General features: G+C 72.0%; 13 protein-coding genes and 2 pseudogenes. 8 read left to right on the top strand and 7 right to left on the bottom strand.

Going from position 1 to position 17,228, the window contains the following annotated elements:
- Window positions 1–92 precede the first annotated feature (92 nt).
- Window positions 93–2,780: a bifunctional acetate--CoA ligase family protein/GNAT family N-acetyltransferase gene (locus tag LG395_RS32375; RefSeq protein ID WP_225812224.1), complete on the top strand. Its 2,688-nt coding sequence runs from the start codon at window positions 93–95 to the stop codon at window positions 2,778–2,780.
- Window positions 2,781–2,812: 32 nt separating this feature from the next.
- Window positions 2,813–3,541, top strand: a complete 729-nt coding sequence (locus tag LG395_RS32370; protein ID WP_225812223.1) for a CBS domain-containing protein — start codon at window positions 2,813–2,815, stop codon at window positions 3,539–3,541.
- Between the two features lie 204 nt (window positions 3,542–3,745).
- On the opposite strand, the gene LG395_RS32365 is transcribed toward LG395_RS32370, so the two are convergent.
- Entirely contained in the window at window positions 3,746–4,249 is a 504-nt protein-coding gene (locus LG395_RS32365; RefSeq protein WP_225812222.1) for a hydrogenase maturation protease, read from the bottom strand.
- A 262-nt stretch (window positions 4,250–4,511) separates the two neighbouring features.
- Here LG395_RS32365 and LG395_RS32360 point away from each other — a divergent pair.
- A pseudogene (locus LG395_RS32360) lies at window positions 4,512–4,679 on the top strand (cyclic nucleotide-binding domain-containing protein); the annotation flags it as partial.
- 76 nt (window positions 4,680–4,755) lie between these two features.
- Here the strand turns inward: LG395_RS32360 and LG395_RS32355 are convergent.
- From LG395_RS32355 to LG395_RS32345, 3 genes and pseudogenes are all read right to left on the bottom strand, one after another.
- A complete protein-coding gene (locus LG395_RS32355) occupies window positions 4,756–5,358 on the bottom strand; it encodes an Rv1733c family protein (protein ID WP_225812221.1) in 603 nt (200 codons plus the stop codon).
- Between the two features lie 36 nt (window positions 5,359–5,394).
- A pseudogene (locus tag LG395_RS32350) lies at window positions 5,395–5,975 on the bottom strand (CBS domain-containing protein).
- Window positions 5,976–6,134: 159 nt separating this feature from the next.
- A complete protein-coding gene (locus tag LG395_RS32345; RefSeq protein WP_225812220.1) occupies window positions 6,135–7,853 on the bottom strand; it encodes a GAF domain-containing sensor histidine kinase in 1,719 nt (572 codons plus the stop codon).
- A 439-nt stretch (window positions 7,854–8,292) separates the two neighbouring features.
- Here LG395_RS32345 and LG395_RS32340 point away from each other — a divergent pair, with 439 nt between their 5' ends.
- The 3 genes from LG395_RS32340 to LG395_RS32330 all read left to right on the top strand — a co-directional run bounded on the left by LG395_RS32340 (window position 8,293) and on the right by LG395_RS32330 (window position 12,734).
- Entirely contained in the window at window positions 8,293–8,751 is a 459-nt protein-coding gene (locus tag LG395_RS32340; RefSeq protein WP_225812219.1) for a pyridoxamine 5'-phosphate oxidase family protein, read from the top strand.
- A gap of 447 nt (window positions 8,752–9,198) precedes the next feature.
- A complete protein-coding gene (locus tag LG395_RS32335; RefSeq protein WP_225812218.1) occupies window positions 9,199–9,771 on the top strand; it encodes an Rv1733c family protein in 573 nt (190 codons plus the stop codon).
- Between the two features lie 605 nt (window positions 9,772–10,376).
- Window positions 10,377–12,734, top strand: coding sequence for an arylsulfatase (locus LG395_RS32330; RefSeq protein WP_225812217.1), 2,358 nt, complete (start codon window positions 10,377–10,379; stop codon window positions 12,732–12,734).
- Window positions 12,735–12,812: 78 nt separating this feature from the next.
- Here LG395_RS32330 and LG395_RS32325 read toward each other — a convergent pair whose 3' ends face one another.
- Both LG395_RS32325 and LG395_RS32320 read right to left on the bottom strand, forming a co-directional pair.
- On the bottom strand, window positions 12,813–13,766 hold the full coding sequence (locus LG395_RS32325; protein WP_225812216.1) for a universal stress protein: 954 nt from the start codon (window positions 13,764–13,766) through the stop codon (window positions 12,813–12,815).
- A 25-nt stretch (window positions 13,767–13,791) separates the two neighbouring features.
- Entirely contained in the window at window positions 13,792–14,697 is a 906-nt protein-coding gene (locus tag LG395_RS32320; RefSeq protein ID WP_225812215.1) for a universal stress protein, read from the bottom strand.
- 315 nt (window positions 14,698–15,012) lie between these two features.
- On the opposite strand from LG395_RS32320, the gene LG395_RS32315 reads away from it, so the two are divergent.
- Window positions 15,013–15,687 carry a LuxR C-terminal-related transcriptional regulator gene (locus LG395_RS32315; RefSeq protein ID WP_225812214.1) on the top strand — a complete coding sequence of 225 codons (675 nt, stop codon included), beginning with the start codon at window positions 15,013–15,015 and terminating at the stop codon, window positions 15,685–15,687.
- Window positions 15,688–15,721: 34 nt separating this feature from the next.
- Here LG395_RS32315 and LG395_RS32310 read toward each other — a convergent pair whose 3' ends face one another.
- Complete coding sequence (locus LG395_RS32310) at window positions 15,722–16,606, bottom strand: CBS domain-containing protein (RefSeq protein ID WP_225812213.1); 885 nt, start codon at window positions 16,604–16,606, stop codon at window positions 15,722–15,724.
- 167 nt (window positions 16,607–16,773) lie between these two features.
- On the opposite strand from LG395_RS32310, the gene LG395_RS32305 reads away from it, so the two are divergent.
- Window positions 16,774–17,211, top strand: a complete 438-nt coding sequence (locus tag LG395_RS32305) for a hypothetical protein (RefSeq protein WP_225812212.1) — start codon at window positions 16,774–16,776, stop codon at window positions 17,209–17,211.
- Window positions 17,212–17,228: the final 17 nt, after the last annotated feature.

The following is a 17,228-nucleotide window of genomic DNA, read 5'->3' as shown; positions in this document are numbered from 1 at the left end:
CATTCGGCCCGCCCGGTGCCCGGTAAGCCCCTGTGCCACCGGGCCCCGCCGCCGGACGCTGGACGCGGGATCCTCCGGAGGGAGAGTTCGTGATGACCGGCATCCAGGAAGCCCCGGTGCATGCCCTGCTGGCCGACGGAACCACTGTCCGCATACGGCAGGCGGGTCCGTCGGATCGTGAGGAGGTGCGGAGGCTGTACGAGGAGATGTCCCCGCAGAACCTGCGCTTGCGGTTCTTCTCCGTCAGCCCGTCCTCCGCCCGGCAGGCCGCTGAGCGGGTGGCCGGGGGCGCACGCTCCGGATACCGCGCGCTGGCCGCCGAGTGCGGTGGGCGGTTCGTGGGGCTGGCCGACTACGAGGTTCTGCCGGGCGGCGGCACGGCGGAGATCTCGGTGGCCGTAGCCGATGGCTGGCACCACCGCGGTGTGGCCACTCTCCTGCTGGAACACCTCGCGGACGCCGCGCGTACGGCAGGCATCACCGCGTTCAGCGCCGATGCCCTGGCCGAGAACCACGACGTACTGAAGGTCTTCCACGACCTGGGCTTGCGCGTCACCCGCCACTTCGACGGACCGGAGGTGCACTGCACGGTCGAACTCACCGAAGACGAAGCCTACTTGAGCGCGGTCGAGACCCGGGGCCGGGTCGCCGACGTCATCAGTCTGCAGCCGCTGCTGCGGCCCCGTACGGTCACGGTGATCGGCGCGGGCCGCAGGCCTGGGTCGGTCGGGCGCGCGATCCTGCGGAACATCGACAACGGTTCCTACGCCGGGCGGCTGTTCGCCGTGCATCCGGAGGCCGTCGCGATCGCCGGGGTGCACGCCTGCCGGTCCGTCGCCGACCTGCCGCAGGTGCCGGACCTCGCCGTGATCGCCGTACCGGCCGCAGCCGTCCCCGATGTGGCCGAGGAGTGCGGAAGGGCCGGTGTGCGCGCCCTGCTCGTGGTGTCCGCGGGCCTGAACCCACAGGAGAGCAGCGCACTGATGGAGGCGTGCCGACGCCACGGCATGCGGCTCGCCGGCCCGAACTGCCTGGGCCTGGCCAACACCGAGGACGACGTCCACCTGGACGCCACCTTCGCCGCCCGGCACCCCGGACCAGGCACCGCCGGGGTCGCCGTGCAGTCCGGCGGTGTCGGCATCGCGCTGCTGGACGGCCTGGCCCGCCTCGGCATCGGGGTGTCGACCTTCGTCTCGCTCGGCGACAAGTACGACGTCAGCGGCAACGACATGCTCCAGTGGTGGGAGAGCGACCGGCACACCGACCTGGCGCTGCTGCACCTGGAGTCCTTCGGCAATCCCCGCGCCTTCTCGCGCACCGCCCGCCGGGTGGCACGAGCGATACCGGTGCTGACCGTGGACGCGGGCCGGTCCGAGGCCGGACGGCGGGCCGCGGCCTCGCACACCGCGGCGGCGGCCACCCCGACGATGACCCGGCAGGCCCTGTTCACCCAGGCCGGCATCACCGCCACCCGCACCATCGGCGAACTCCTCGACACCGCCGCCCTCTTGCACGCCCAGCCACTGCCCCACGGCTCGAAGGTCGCCGTCGTCAGCAACGCGGGCGGGGCCGGCGTCCTGGCCGCCGATGCCTGCGTGGACGCCGGACTGGTGATCCCGGCACTCGCCGCCGACGTGGTGGACGAACTTCGCACCCTGCTGCCCGACGGCGCCACCACGACCAACCCCGTGGACGTCACCGCGGCCGTCGGCGAGGAGCGACTACGGTCGTGCATCAGCCTTTTGGCCCGGCACGGCACCGTCGACTCCGTCCTCGTGAGCCTGGTCCCCACGGCGGTCGCCACGGCCACGGGAGAGGACCTGGTACGCGCCCTGACCTCGGCCCCTGGCCCGCTCGCCCGCCCCGTCGTCGCGGTGCTCCCCGCGCAGGCGGCCCGCGTCGAGCTGCTGCCCACCGCCGGCAGGGGCACCGTGCCCGCGTACTCCGACGCCGAGGACGCCGCCCGGGCCCTGGCCCACGCCGCGACCCGCGCCGGCTGGCTCGCCCGACAGCCGGGCGCCGTACCGGCATTGCCGGACGTGGAGACCGTACGCGCGAAGGACCTGGCTACCGCCTACCTGACGTCCCATCCGGAGGGCGGCTGGCTCGACCCTCAGACCACGGCCGCGCTCCTGGGCTGCTACGGCATCCGGCAGATCCCTTGGGCATGGGCCCGGGACGAGGACGAGGCGGTGGCAGCGGCGGAAAGGCTCGCCGGACCGGACGGACGCATGGTCATGAAGGCCTACTGGCCGGGTCTGGTGCACAAGAGCGAGCAGCACGCACTCCACCTCGACCTGCAGAACCCTTCCCAGGTCAGAGCCGCCCACCGGGATCTGGTCACCCGGTTCGGCGACCGGATGACCGGAGTGGTCGTCCAGCCGCTCGCCGAGCGCGGCACCGAACTGTTCGCCGGGGTCGTCCAGGACGAGGTCTTCGGTCCCCTCGTGGTGTTCGGCCTCGGCGGTACGGCGACCGAACTGCTCGCCGACCACGCCGCCCGGCTCGCGCCGCTGACCGACCTGGATGTGCACGACCTGCTCACCTCCCCACGCTGCTCTCCCCTGCTGTTCGGCTATGCCGGCAGCCCCGCCGTCGACCTCGGCGCCCTGGAGCAACTCCTGCACCGCCTCTCCCGGATGGCCGCGGATCTTCCCCAGCTGGCGGAGGCCGACCTCAACCCTGTGTTGGCCGGTCCGCACGGCGTCACCGCCCTCGACACTCGCGTACGGCTGGTTCCGCGCCGGCCCCACGACCCGTACCTGCGCCGACTGCGCTGACCGGACCACGAACGTTGCAAAGGAGGACAGCCATGAAGCCGACGAAGATCGGTGCCGTCATGAGCGGCGACGTCGTCACCGCCCAGTACGGCACCCCGTTCAAGGACATCGTCCGCCTCTTGCGTGACCACGGCATCAGCGGGCTGCCTGTGATAGACGAGGACGACAAGGTCATCGGGGTCGTTTCCGAGACCGACCTGATGCAGCGCCAGGCGCGAGCGAGTGAATCCGGTGGCCGTCTCAACGCCTGGGTGTGCAGGCTCCGCCGCCGAACACGCGAGAGTTTCGCCCGGAGCCGGGCTCGTACGGCTGGCGGAATCATGTCGGCACCCGCGGTGACAGTGCGTGCGGAAGCCGGTCTGCCGGAGGCCGCCCGGCTGATGGCTCGCCACGGCATCGAACGTCTGCCGGTGGTCGACGAGGAGGACCGGCTCGTCGGCATTGTCACCCGCCGTGATCTGCTCCACGTCTTCCTGCGGAGCGACGACGAGATCCGGCGGGCTGTGCAGCGCGAGGTGCTCGTCGACGCGCTCTGGCTCGACCCGCACACCGTGGACGTGGCGGTCTGCGAAGGTGTGGTCACTCTCTCCGGGCAACTGGAACGCCACAGCGACGCCACCGTCGCCGTCGCCACGACTCGGCGCATCGACGGTGTCGTGGACGTGGTCGACGACCTCACCTACCGCTTCGACGACAGGCACGGAATGTCCGCCGGACCGACCGCGCACGGTGTGGGCGACGACTGGCTGCGCCGGCCGTGAGAAGTGGACGGTGCGGTGGCTGCTCCGTCTGCCTCATGGGGCCATGGGGCCGGTCAGTCCCCGGCCTTGGACGCGGTGGCTCTCCGCCGGAGGCGGTCGCCTCATGGTGTGGGCGTGGGGCCCGGACGGGGCTGTCGCACAGGCGGGGGCCTTGGAGAACTCGGGACCCAGGTGACGAGCCCTTCCCGGCCAGTCATGCCATGCTCACGCCGTCCGCCCCCGCGCCGCGGCGACCCTGTGCCGGACGATCTCGTCCTCGACTCGTTCCACGAGGACGTCCACCACGGCGTTCACGGGTGGGGACAGCCCCGGCCCGAGCGAGGTGTCGGCGGCTTCGACGGCGTACGCCACCAGGTGACCGGGCAGCCGGTTCACCTCCCAGGCCACCTCGACGGCCTCGCCGAGTCCGCGAGCAACCATGGCGTTCGGCCGGTCCAGTCGGCGGGCGTCCAGCTCCAGGCGGTGGATGTGGCCGGGGTTCCCCGGGCGGGTGCGCGCGGCCTCCAGGACGATGGTCAGGTCCGTGTGGTCCCACAGCCGGATCAGCCGCCCCGGGTCGAGGTCGCACTCGGCGAGTACGGTGCCCGGCGGGAAAGGCCTCTCCAGCGCCCGCTCGCGCAGGCGGGACAGCACCGCCCGGCCGACCCCCTCGTCATGCCGGGACGGGTCACCGACCGCGATGACGACGATGCGCGTGGAGAGGCTCATGATCGTTCTCCCTCCGCTCCGGGTGCGCCCAGCGTGCGCTGACCGGCGGGTGGGGCGCATGGGCCGAAGAGGTCCGACAAAGGGCCGGGGCGGCCCTTTCGGGCGTGCGGCTCGGGCTCGGTTCGGGTGGATGGGCACCCGCCCGGCGGCACCCCGCGCGGTATGAGCCGAAAGGCCCACGGCCGGGGTCCGGCGGCCCGTGGTGCCGGCTCCCCGAGGGAGCGCACGCTGGGATCGACAGCCCGGGAAGGCAGCCGGTGCGGTGAGTTCCGCGACCACCATGAGCACGGCGCTTGGGCCCGTGCACCGTGAACGGCTGATGCGCCTCGCCCGCGAGGTCTCCCTCGCGGCCGGGACCCGCATGTTCGAGGAAGGCCGGCATGCCGACCGCTTCTGGATCGTGCGCACTGGAACCGTCGCCCTGAGACTGCGTCGTCGTGAGACTGAGACGTTGGCTGTTGCCCTGTGCCTGCTGCTGCCGTGCCTGTCGCGGCCGGCGTTGCCGATCAACCTCTGCCCCCGCTCCGTCTCCGCCACTCGGGTTCGACCTGCTCCCACTCCTCGTCCCACTCGTCCAGGCGCCGCCGCAGGAGCCGCGTACGGATCAGCCGGCCGCCGGCCCAGACCGTCGCACCGGCCAGCGGAGCCACGAGGGCGCCGGTCAGAGCCACCTGCAGTGTCGCCCCCGTCCCGCTGGGAGGCGGGGAGACGATCCGGCCGGTTCGGTCCGTCCACACCGTGAGCGTGCTACCCGCAGGCGAACCCGGGAAGATCTTCGCCTGGCCGGTGTGCACCTTGCCGAACGCGTCCGTCCAGCGCACAGCGGCCCACACCCGGCCGTCGTCGTACCCGCTGCCGCCAGGCGGGGTCTTCGCCCCGTCGTCGGTGAGTACGGCGGACACGGCGTGCACCTGAGCGCGCCGGGCGGCGAACGCCGAGTCCATCGCCTGCGCCGCCACCACGCCCGCGACCACTCCTCCGAGCAGGGCCAGGGCCCACATGACAAGCACGATCCAGGCCTCGACGACATCGCTGTGCCGCTTGAGCGGGTTGTGCCGCCAGCGCCACAGCATCACCCGTGTCACGCTCGCGGGAGGTGTCCGTGCCATCGGTCCGTCCCTTCCTCGGCATGCGGTCGGCCTCCGTCAGGCAGGGGACGACCGTTGCGGGTCCTGCAGGTCCGGGACGAGGTCCGGACGGCGGGACGGACCGCTGAGCGCACAGTGCACGTCCACCACGCCCGCGACGGCCCGCGTGAGGCGGCCGGCGAGCGGAATCAGAGCGGTTCCGCGAACCCGGCCGGTGAGGGTGACGACACCGTCGCGCACCTCGATCCGGATCGCTTCGGCGTGCGCGCCGAACAGCCGCGCGACGACCTCGCACCGGACGTCCTCGGCGGTGCCCGCGTCGTCCCGCAGGAAGGCCTTCAACAGGTCGGACCGGCTGACGACGCCCCGCAGAGTGCCGTCGGGACCGACCACCGGCAGCCGTTTGACGCTTGTGCGAGCCATGACGCACGCGGCGCAGGCGAGGAGGGTGTCCGGCGGGGCAGCAGGCCGGCCTCGGAGACGACGCCGACGACGCGTCCGCCCTCGTCCAGCACGGCGAGGGCGCTGACCCGCCTCTCCTGCATCGTCCGCACGATGTCCTTGAAGGCCGCCCCCGTACGCAGGGCGACGACCCTGCGGGTCATCACGTCGTTCACGACGGTGGGAGTGCCGTTCATGGCGTCCTCCAGGGGCCTGGGTGCGGTTCCACGACACCTTCAGGCTGCGCCGACGAGCGGTCGCGGGACATGGGCCGAGTGGCCCCGTGCCCGGGCCCCTTGACCGTGTGGTCCCTCAACGCTCGGACTTCGCCCCCGTGCCGGGGAATGTCCGCTTACCTATGTGCCGGGCAGGGGCACCCGCCAGCGCAGTGTGGCACCTCCCCCGTCGGTGCTGGACACGTCGAGGTGCCCGCCCAACTGCTCCGCGCGCTCGGCGATGTTGCGCAGCCCGCTGCGCCGACCGTCAGGCGAGATGCCCACACCGTTGTCCGCGACCGTGAGAGAGACCTCTCGCCCGTCGGTCGTGAGGGCGACCTGCGCCCGTTTCGCATGGGCATGACGGGCAGTGTTGGTGAGGGCCTCGGAGACGACGGCCACGACGTGGTCGGCGATCTGAGGCGGGACATCGGTGTCGAGCAGGCCCTCGATGCGCACGCTGGGCGTGAAACCCAGCACCGGGGTCTTCTCGCCGACGACGTCTACGACCCGGGCCCGCAGCCCGGCGTCGACGGCGCGCGCACGGGTCCGCAGCCCGAAGATGGTCGAACGAATGATCTTGATGGTCTCGTCGAGGTCGTCCACGGCCCGCAGCACCCGCTCGGCGGCCTCGGGGTGCTCTATGAAACGGCCCGCGCTCTGCAGCGTCATGCCGGTCGCGAAGAGCCGCTGGATGGCCAGGTCGTGCAGGTCCCGGGCGATGCGGTCGCGGTCCTGAAGCACCGCGATCTGTTCCGCGTCCTTGCGGCGCTGGGCCAGTTCCATCGCGATCGCGGCCTGCGCGGCGAAGCCCTGCAGCTTCTCGGTCTCCTCGGCCGAGAACACCGGCGCGCCGGTCTCCCGGGCCACCAGCACCACGCCGCGCACGCCGCCTTCCCCGGTGCCGATCGGGACGGCCACGGCGGGGCCGAGCCCATGGAAGCGCGGCGGCTCCGGGGAGATCCGCTCGTCCCGGTGCACGTCGCCGCTGGTGACCGGCGCGGCAGCGGAGAAGGCGAGGCCCATGAGAGTCCTGGACAGGGGGAGCACCATCCCTCGGTGTGCCTCGGCGTCCACGCCCACGGCGATCTCCACGGCGAGGGACTCGGTGTCCTCCATGGGCAGCGCCACCGCCGCCAGGGCCGACCCCATGATCTCGCGCGCCCGTTCGGCGATCAGTTTGAGAGCCTCGGCACGGGCGCTGCCGGCCATCAGGCTGTAGGTGATCTCGGCGTTCGCCCGCAGCCACCGCTCACGCAGCCGGGACTCCTCGTACAGCCGGGCGTTGTCGATGGCCACGCCGGCCGCCACGGCCAGCGTCGACAGTACCGCCTCGTCCTCCTCGTCGAACTGCGTACCGCCGCGCTTCTCGGTCAGGTACAGGTTGCCGAAGACCTGGTCGCGGACCCGGATGGGAACGCCCAGGAAGCTGTTCATCGGCGGGTGGTGGGCCGGGAAGCCGTGCGACGCCGGGTGCTGGGAGATCTTCTCCAGCCGGAGCGGCTCAGGGTGCCGGATCACTTCTCCGAGGATGCCGTGGCCCTGTGGGAAGGGGCCGATCTCGGCGATCTGCTCGTCGGTCACTCCGACGGTAAGGAAGGCCGAGAGGTATCCGCCGCCGGGCCCGATGACACCCAGGGCGGCGTACTCGGCGTCGACGAGTACGGCAGCCGCATCGACGATGGCGTGCAGTGCCTCTTCGAGATTCAGCTCGCGACCGACGGAGAGCACCGCCTCCAGCAGGCTGCGCACCCGGTCCCGGGTACCGCGGGCCGCGTCGATCCGGGCCTGCAGCTCCTCCAGCAGCTCGTCCAGCTTGAGCTGGGGCAGTCGTACACGGGGCTCTTCCGCACTTGCCATGACGCTCCTCCGTCTCAGTTAACCAGTCCCTGTCGGTGAGTGCAGCAGGGCTGTGCCAGCGGCTGGAGACCGTCTCCCGGCGTCGGAACGGACAGCGCTGCCGGCATCAGGGCCGGTCGGCCCACCTCGTGGGACGGAGGACACCTGCCCCGGCGCGCCGCTCCCTTCCAGGCTGGGAGGTACCGAGAGCCAAGAGCCGAGGAGTGGCGTCATGGTCCGCTACGTGCACGACTTCCAGGACGGTGGCCGTGACCTGGCCGGTCAGCTCGGCGGTAAGGGCGCGAACCTGGCGGAGATGACGCGGCTGGGGTTGCCGGTACCGCCGTCTTGAGGCCGACCGGGTCGCGCTGGCGGACATGGACACGAGTGACAGCAGGTGACGGCGACGCATGGTCTCTTCAGCGGCATGGCCCGACCGGCAGCGGAAGGGAGGCACGTCATGGCAGCCGGCGAGACGCGAGCACACCGGCGCATCGACCTCGACCACGCGGAGGCGCTGCGGCTGCTGGGCAGCGTGTCGCTGGGAAGGATCGTCTTCACCCGCCAGGCTCTGCCCACCGTCCGCCCGGTCCACCACATCCTGGACGACGGGGACATCGTCATCCGCACCCATGAGGGTGCCGCGCTCACGTCTCACGCACAGGAAGCCGCCGGCACGGGCGTCGTCGTCGCGTACGAGGCCGATGCCATCGACCCGGACACCCACCTCGGCTGGAGCGTGGTCGTCACGGGGTACGCCCGGCTGGTGACCGATCCGGTCGAACTGGAGCGTGTCCGGGGGCTGCTGCAGCCCTGGGTGCCGATGGAGCCTGCGGACCAGACGGTGCGCATTCACCCCGAGCTGGTCACCGGGGTACTCCTCATCGGGACGGATGGCGCGGCGAGGACAAGCGGCTGACGACTGTCGTGCGGTCGCACTGTGTGCCGTCTCGTTGTGACCCCAGCAACGCCTGGCGGCGCTCAGTTCGGTGAAGCGGAGGGCACGGGCGGGCCGGGCTCCGGCACGGTGCCGCGGAAGCGCCCCGCATGTTCAGGCTGGCGGTGCGCGGGCGTTCGCGCTCGGGCCTTCCGGCCCTTGCGCACAGCCGGACGGTGCTCAAGGGCTCACCGGCCCGTGGCAGGGCGGCCTCGGTGGTGCGGAGGGGCATCACGGACCCGCATCATCACTTCCACGCTTGCACCGGACCTCTGACGTCGCCCTCAGCAGCCCGATAGGGACCAATGGGCCCTGCCGGCGCGTGATCGGGGTCCGAGCGGCCTTTCGCTGAGCCCCTTCGGCCCCTGTGGCCACGGCCCCGCCAGAGTCACCGTCGAAGGAGGCACCACGACGAGGAGGTGTTCCGTCATGAGCACCACGAAGCGGCTGTGGCGGTGGCGGAGCAATCCGCTACGGCGGCGCGAGGACGTCGTCGAGGCCTGGGTCGTCCTGGCCGTGTGGGTGATAGTCGTCGTTGCCGGTGCCCTCGCCGCCCTGGTGACGGTACACAGCGCCGAGCACCAGTTCGCGGTGCAGCGTGCTCACCGGCACGCCGTTCGAGCGGTCCTCCTCGCCGACGCGCCGCACGGCCTCGCCGCGGACCCGCCGGCCGACGGCCGTATCCGGGGGTCCGTGCGCTGGACGGCTCCCGACGGCACCCCTCGTAGCGGGCAGGCGCTGGTGGACGGTGGCCTGAAGACGGGAGATTCGGTGACCGTCTGGCAGGACGACCGGGGCAGGCTCATGCTCTCGCCACCGACGGGCCGTACCGAAGGGCACGTCGAGGCCGCTCTCTTCGGTGCCGCTGCCACCCTGGTCGTCGCGGCCCCGGTCTTCGGCGCGGGCGCTTTCGCACGAGCACGGCTCGACCGGCGTCGCATGACCCACTGGGACCAGGAGTGGGATGCGGTGGGGCCGCAGTGGGGCCCGAAGACGGGCTGAACCGTACTCCGGGACCCGCGGGACCCCTCGCACCCGGGAAGCCGGCACGGCGGTCCTCGGGACGCAAGCTGGAGGATCGACCTCCTGCCCCGGCTGGGGGTCGGCCCCGTACGCCGTGCCGTGGTGCAGGACGAAGATCGCCTTGTCGGCATCCTCACCGTCGCCGACGTCACCCGGGCCCTGTCGTGGCCGGCCGGGGCTGCGCAGACCTCGCCGCGGGGCACCGGCCCGCAGTGACGAGGCAGACGTCGTGACGGAGACGGCCCGGGGACACGTCCTCGCTGCGACACCGGCCGGGCGGGGCAACCGGCGACGACCGCGCTCCCGCCGCCGTCGAGGTTCTCGCCGTGCCGCTTGCCTCGCCCGGCGCCCACTGCCCGCGGGCGCTGTGCCACCGTCAGGACGCCACCGGCTCCCCGTCCCGCTGTGGCAGGCGTGGCTTTGTGTTCCTAGGGTGGGTGATGTGCCACCGCACCCCAGCCGGGCGCGCGTGACCATTCGAGTCGGCCCGACCCATCGGCCTGTACGGCGGCGCGTTTCAGCCATGCCCCGAAGAACGAGTGCCGACCTGTGGTGCCGGGCGCAGGCCGACGGGACGGAGAGCCATGTCGCAGCCGTCATGGAAGGAATACCGCCCCGGGGCGGCGTTCCCGGGGGTGATCGGACGGACCACCGAGGAGTCGCAGCCCGCATGGCCGCAGCCGCTGCGGGCCGCACCGGGCGCACCGAACGTGATGTTCATCGTGCTGGACGACACCGGGTACGGGCAGCTGGGCTGCTACGGCAGTCCGATCGCCACCCCCAGCCTGGACTCCCTGGCCGCTGACGGGCTGTTGTACAACAACATGCACACCACCGCCCTGTGCTCACCGTCGCGTTCATGCATCATGACCGGCCGTAATCACCATGCGAACGGGATGGCCGGGGTGACCGAGATGGCCACGGGTTTCCCGGGCTACAACGGGTGGATACCGTTCGAGAACGGCTTCTTGTCCGAGATGCTGCTGGAGCACGGCTACAACACGTACATGGTCGGCAAGTGGCATCTGATGCCCTCCGAGCAGGAGTCGGCGGCCGGTCCGTACGACCGCTGGCCGCTCGGGCGCGGCTTCGAGCGGTTCTACGGTTTTCTGGGCGGTGACACCAGCCAGTGGTATCCGGAACTGGTCTACGACAACCACCAGGTCGAGCCGCCGGCCACGCCGGAGCAGGGTTATCACCTGACTCCCGACCTGGTGGACAAGGCGATGGCATTCATCGCCGACGCCAAGCAGGTCGCCCCGGACAAGCCGTTCTTCCTGAACTTCTGCACCGGCGCGACGCATGCTCCGCACCATGTGCCCCGGCAGTGGGCGGACCGCTACCGGGGCCGGTTCGACGAGGGCTGGGACGCCTACCGCGAGGCCGCCTTCGCCATGCAGAAACAGCTCGGCGTCGCGCCCGCGGACGCCCGGCTCTCCCGCCATGACCCGGACGTGCCCGAGTGGGACGCGCTGAGCCCGGACGCCCGGCGCCTGGCGACACGGATGATGGAGGTCTACGCCGGGTTCCTCTCCCACACCGACCACCACATCGGGCGGCTGCTCGCCTTCCTGAAGGAGATCGGCGAGTTCGACAACACCCTGATCATGGTGGTCTCCGACAACGGTGCCAGCCCGGAGGGCGGTGTCACCGGCACCGCCAACGAAGCCCAGTTCTTCAACAACGCCCCCGAGCCGCTCGAGGACAGCCTGCGCTCCATCGAAGAACTCGGCGGTCCCACCACCTTCAACCACTACCCGTGGGGTTGGACCTGGGCCGGTGACACCCCCTTCCGGAGGTGGAAGCGGGAGACCTACCGCGGCGGCGCCAGCGACCCGTTCCTGGTCCACTGGCCCAGCGGCATCAGGGCACGCGGGGAGATCCGCACCCAGTACGCGCACCTGATCGACATGGTCCCCACGGCCCTCGACGCCCTGGGCATCGAGCCACCGGCCACCATCCGCGGCGTGACCCAGTCTCCGCTGCACGGCGTGAGCTTCGCCCACACCTTCGCCGACGCCGGCGCGCCGAGTGACCACCACACCCAGTACTTCGAGATGATCGGCCACCGTGCCATCGATCACGACGGCTGGCGAGCGGTCTGCCCCTGGCCCGGGCCCTCGTTCGCCGAGGCCGGTCGCCCCTTCGGCACCCCGATCACCGTGCAGGACCTCGCCGACCTGGACGCCCGCCACTGGGAGCTGTACCACGTCGACGAGGACTTCGCCGAGACCCGCGACCTGGCCGCCGAGCACCGCGACAAGCTGCTGGAGATGATCGCCCTGTGGTACGTCGAGGCCGGCAAGTACAACGTGCTCCCCATCGACGGCAGCGCGGTGCAACGCATGATGACCCGGCGTCCGCAGATCACCGAGGCCCGCACCAGCTACACCCTGCGCCCCGGCACCCAGAGCCTGCCCGCCGCGGTCACCCCGCGCGTGCTCAACCGCCCGCACAGCATCACCGTCGACGTCGATCTCCCGGCCGGCGCCGAAGGCGTCCTGATCTGCCAGGGCACCGACGCCGGCGGCTGGACGCTGTTCATCGCGGACGGCCGGCTGCACTACACCCACAACTACGTCCGCCGCGCGCTGTACCGCCTGGTCAGCGCGGGTACCGTGCCCGAGGGCCGTCACGAGCTGCGGTTCGAGTTCGAGCCCACCGGCGAGCCCGACATCCAGCACGGCAAGGGCACCCCTGGCACGGCCCGGCTCCGTGTCGACCGTCAGCCCGCTGCCGAGACGGACTTCCCCGTCACCACCCCGGTCATGTTCAACCCCGGTGACCTGACCTGCGGCAGCAACCCCGGCTCCGCCGTGGATCCCGCCTACGCCGCACCGTTCCCGTTCACCGGAACCCTGTACACCGTGACGATCGACCTCTCCGGAGAGCCGATCACCGACATCCACAGCGAGCTGCGCATGCACATGGCCCGGCAGTAGGACCGAGCGGGCGAGCGTGCAGCCGGCTTCGTCCAGGAGGAGTCCCGGCCGAACCTCATGTGTCCCGTCGCGGCACGGTTACCCAGGCGGTGGCGGCCAAGCGCCCGACGGCGGAGCGGCCCAGCGGACGGGCTCAGGTACCACGGCCACCGGGCATGCCGCACGGTGCAGCACCCCGTGGGTCACGCGGCCGAGCTGGAGCCCGAAGTGACCCTGACGGCGCCGGGCGCCGACGACCAGCAGGTCGGCTTCGCGGGACACCGCCAGCAGGGCGTCGCGGGCGAAGCCCTCGATCGTACGGCGGCAGACCTCCAAGTCGGCCGGGGCGTCCCGCAGCGCCTCCTCCACCGTTTCCGCGGCCTGCCGCTCCTGGAGGTGGCCCGGTCGCCCGGTGATCAGCGGATGCGCGCGGGGCTCGTGCAGCGGTCGGCGCCAGGCCCGCACGGCCTCCAGCGGTACCCCGTGCAGCAGGGCCTCCTCGACCGCGAACCGTACGGCGGCCGAGTGCGTCGCCTTTTCGCTCACCCCCAGGACGATGCGACCGCGTGCCCCCGAGCGGGCCTGATTGTCGTGACGTCCGCGCAGCACGATCACCGGACAGTGCGCGCGCCCGGCCACCGCGACACCGACGGAGCCGAGGAGAGCCTCGGTCACACCGCTGCGGCCCCGGCAGCCCAGAACCATCGCGACGGCGCCGTGGCTCTCCCGCACCAGGCCGTACTCCGGTTCCTCGGGCAGGACATCGGTGGTCGTCTTCACGCCCGGCTGCCGGCGGCGGGCGCGCCACTCGGCGGACTCGACGATGTCCTGGGTCATCACTTCCTCCGACGGCTTACGCAGGTCGTGGGCCACCGACGCGCCCTCGTAGCGCTCCCAGAGCGAGGCGTACACCAGTCGGAGCGACGCCCCGCGCAGGGCTGCCTCGTCCGCAGCCCACTCCACGGCCCTCAGGCTCGGCTCCGAGCCGTCGACACCGACGACGATCGGGAGGTCCACGGGCTCGCCGAAGGCCCGTGCGGCTGATGTCTCCATGGGTTCTCCTCCTCGGTGCGGCGGCTCAGCCGTGCGCGACGACCGCGACGGGGGCGGTGATGTGGTGCAGGGCCGAGTGCGTGACATGGCCGATGTGAGCGCCGAAGAAGCCGGTGCGGATACGCCGGCCGACGACCACCAGGGAGGCGTCACGGGAATCGTCGACGAGGACCTGCGGTGCGCTTCCGCACCGGCTCTTCTCGATCACCTCGACGTCCGGGAACTTCTGCCGCCAGGGACGCAGCACCTTGCCCAGCAGGGAGGCCTGTCCACGCTCGAGCGTGTCGTAGAGCTCGGCCTCACCGGGGAAGCGGTGGGAGGACGTGGGCGGGGCAGGCCAGGCATGGACGGCCCGCAGCGCGGTCTTCCGGCGAGCGGCTGCGTCGAAGGCGAACTCCAGCAACGTGTCATCCGGTTGATCGATGTCGAGGGCCAGCACGACGGGACGGTACGGCGCCGCAGCGGACGGTACGCCCGCCGGGTCCGTCCTGTGCTCGTCGGCGGCCTGCTCCTCCGCGCGCACCAGCACCACCGGCCGCTCGGCACGGGCCACGACGCCCAGACTCACCGAGCCGACCATGAACCCGTGCAGTCCACCGAGCGCCCGCGAGCCAAGCACCAGGAGTTCGGCGAAGCCCGCCGCCTCGCACAGGACGTCGGCCACGGTCCCCGTGAGCCGCTCGGTTATCACCTCGATGCCCGGGTGGCGCAGCCGGATCCCTTCCGCGGCCTCGCGTGCCAGCTGCTCGGCCCAGCGCTGGTAACCGTCGAAGTCCAGCAACGGGGTGCGGGCAACGTACTGGGGCGTCGGCTCCTGGACGTGCACGATCTTCAGGGGCAGGCCACGCAGCAGCGCTTCGCGAGCCGCCCACTCGGCCGCGGCCCGGCTCTCGGGCGAGTCGTCGAGGCCGACGGTGACGGTGCGGGACATGGTTTCCACCTCCCGGTGCAAGGCTTCCGTCCTCAGCGTGGCGCCGCGGCGCCGGCCGCATCAGGGGCCACACGGCCCGTGCGGGGACCGACCGACCCTCTGCCACGCGGTGGGCGGAAGGGTCGTCCAGAGGTCGCACGGCCCCTGGTCCGCCTCCGGCCTCCCGGCACACCCTGGAGGAAGCAGGACACCCCATCGAGGTCCTTGTGGAGTCACCATGTACGGCACCCCGCACATCGTCAGCGATGTCATGACCCAGACAGTCGCCGCCATAGGGCGACGGGCCCCGACGGCCCCGACGCGGGTTATCTCCAGATGCGTCGGCCCGTCGACGTGGCCAAGGCCGTCGCCCTCACCGCAGGGGACTTGATGTCCTCCCCGGCCGTCATGGTCCGGGCCGCCGCCACGCTCGCCGAGGCCGCGCGCATCACGGCGCGGGAGGGGGTCAAGAGGCTGCCCGACGTCCGCCTGCCCGACGGCGACGGCATCAGGGTCTGCCGCGAGCTGCGCGAGCGGATGCCGGAACTGGCGTGCCTGATGCTGACCTCCTTCGACGACGAGGAGGCCCTGCCGGACGCCATCATGGCCGGGGCGTCCGGGTACGTGCTGAAGCAGATCAAGGGCTCCGACCTCGTGTCGGCGGTGCGTACCGTCGCCTCGGGGCAGTCGATGCCGGACCCGGCGACGACCACCCGGCTCATGCGCTCCCTGCGGGCCGGCCCGGCAGAGGTGCCGCCGCTGCCTCCGGAACTGGCCGGCCTCTCGCCCCGGGAAGGCGACATCCTCGCGCTGATCGGCGACGGTCTGACCAACCGCGAGATCGGCAGGAAGCTGTACCTGTCGGAGAAGACCGTCAAGAATTACATCTCCCGGCCGCCGGCCAAGCTGGGCGTGCAACGCCGCGTCCAGGCGGTGGTCCTGGGCTCGCACTTGGACGAGCATGGGACCCCGCCCGGCTCCCACGAGGTGAAGGATCGTTCTTCCCGCTGACAGCGCGTCGTTCCGCCGCTGAGAACGGCCTGGATCAGACGGCGGTCAGCAGATTCTTCACCTCCACGACGTCGGTGATCTCCTCGACCTCCGCCACCAGCCGGGCCAGCGCCGCCGAGGGCATCCGCCCGGTCAGCTCCACGATGCCGTCGTGCACGGCCACCTCCACGTCTTCCCGGTCATCCGGTGGGCAGCACGCTGCGACCGTTGCCTCGACCTCCGTCCGGATACCGGCGTCGTCCCGGATGAGCGACTGCAGCAGCGCTTCGCGGCGCACCACGCCCACAAGGCGGCCGTCGCGGTCGGTGACAGGCATCCGCTTCAGCCGGGACAGCGCGGCGAGCCAGGCCGCCTCGGCGACGGTCGCGCCCGGGAGCACGGTGATCGCGGGACTCGTCATCAGGTCGGCGGCCAGGTCGCCGCGGACCTTGCCATGGACCCGGCGCTCACGCAGCCTGCCGACACGTCCGGGCCGGTGACCGGATGCCTCGAAGGCGACCTTGGCCAGCAGATCGGACTCCGAGACGATGCCGACCACATGGTCCTCGGCATCCACTACCGGCAGCGCGCCGGCGTGCTCGCGCGCCAGCGCGCGGGCGATGTCGCGGTACGGCATGTCTTCGCGCAGCGAGGCAGCGGGCACGTCCATCACGTCCCGCACCAGGGGCGGTCCCGGCTCGGGCGCGGCTGCGGACCGGGCCGTGAGGGGTGCGGACGGAGGTGCGGAGCGGGCCGGAGCGCTCGGCAGAGTCGCCGGGGCCAGCGCCTCCGTGCCTGCGTGCTTGGCCACGGCGGTGGCCACGGCACCCAGGTAGCGGAGCAGCGTCTCCTGCCGTGCCGTTTCGCCGGGACTCCAGGGGCGGGAGGGCACATCCTGGCGGGCCTCGGCCTCCGCGGAGAAGTTCTCGTGCGCGTTCACGGCGGCCTCCTGACCCCGTCGAGTTGCCTACCGTCCCAGTCTTTCGCCCTCGCTGCCCGTGCCAAGAGCCGAACGGCCCCGGTGGAACGGCGTCACGGCCCTATCCGGTGCGGGCCGGGACGGCAACGGTGAGACTGGAGGAGCAGCCGACCGGCAGGAGGCCGCCGATGAGCTTGCGGGACTTCCTGGAGCGGTTCCGACCGGCGGGTACGCCGGGAGCCTCCGCCACCGGCGTACCCGCCGACCGCACGGCGGAACGCGCCGCGGAACTGGAACCCGCCCTCGCCCGGCTGGCAGACGTTCAGCAGGAGGCGGCGCGGATCCGGGCCGCCGCCGAGCAGGAGGCCGACGCCCTGCGGCGGAACGCCGCACGAGAGGCGGCACGCATGGTGGATGCCGCGCGGGAGCACGCTCCCGAGGTTCGCCGGCAGGCCGCAGCCCCCTTCCTGCGGGAGGCACGGACAGAGACGGACGCCCTCCGCGCAGCCGGGGACCGCACCGCCTCGGCCATCCGCGAGCGGGCACTGGAGCGGGTGCCCCGCCTGGTGGACCTCGCTGTGGCCGACGCCCTGCGCCTGACAGGCGGGGAGCGGGCAGAACCATGAGTGCCGGGTGGGTCGCC

It is taken from the genome of Streptomyces spinosus, assembly GCF_020400655.1.
In the GTDB taxonomy this organism is placed as follows: Bacteria; Actinomycetota; Actinomycetes; order Streptomycetales; family Streptomycetaceae; genus Streptomyces; species Streptomyces argyrophylli.
The sequence above is the reverse complement of the archived record's forward strand: the minus strand, read 5'-3'. Positions and strand labels throughout refer to the sequence as shown.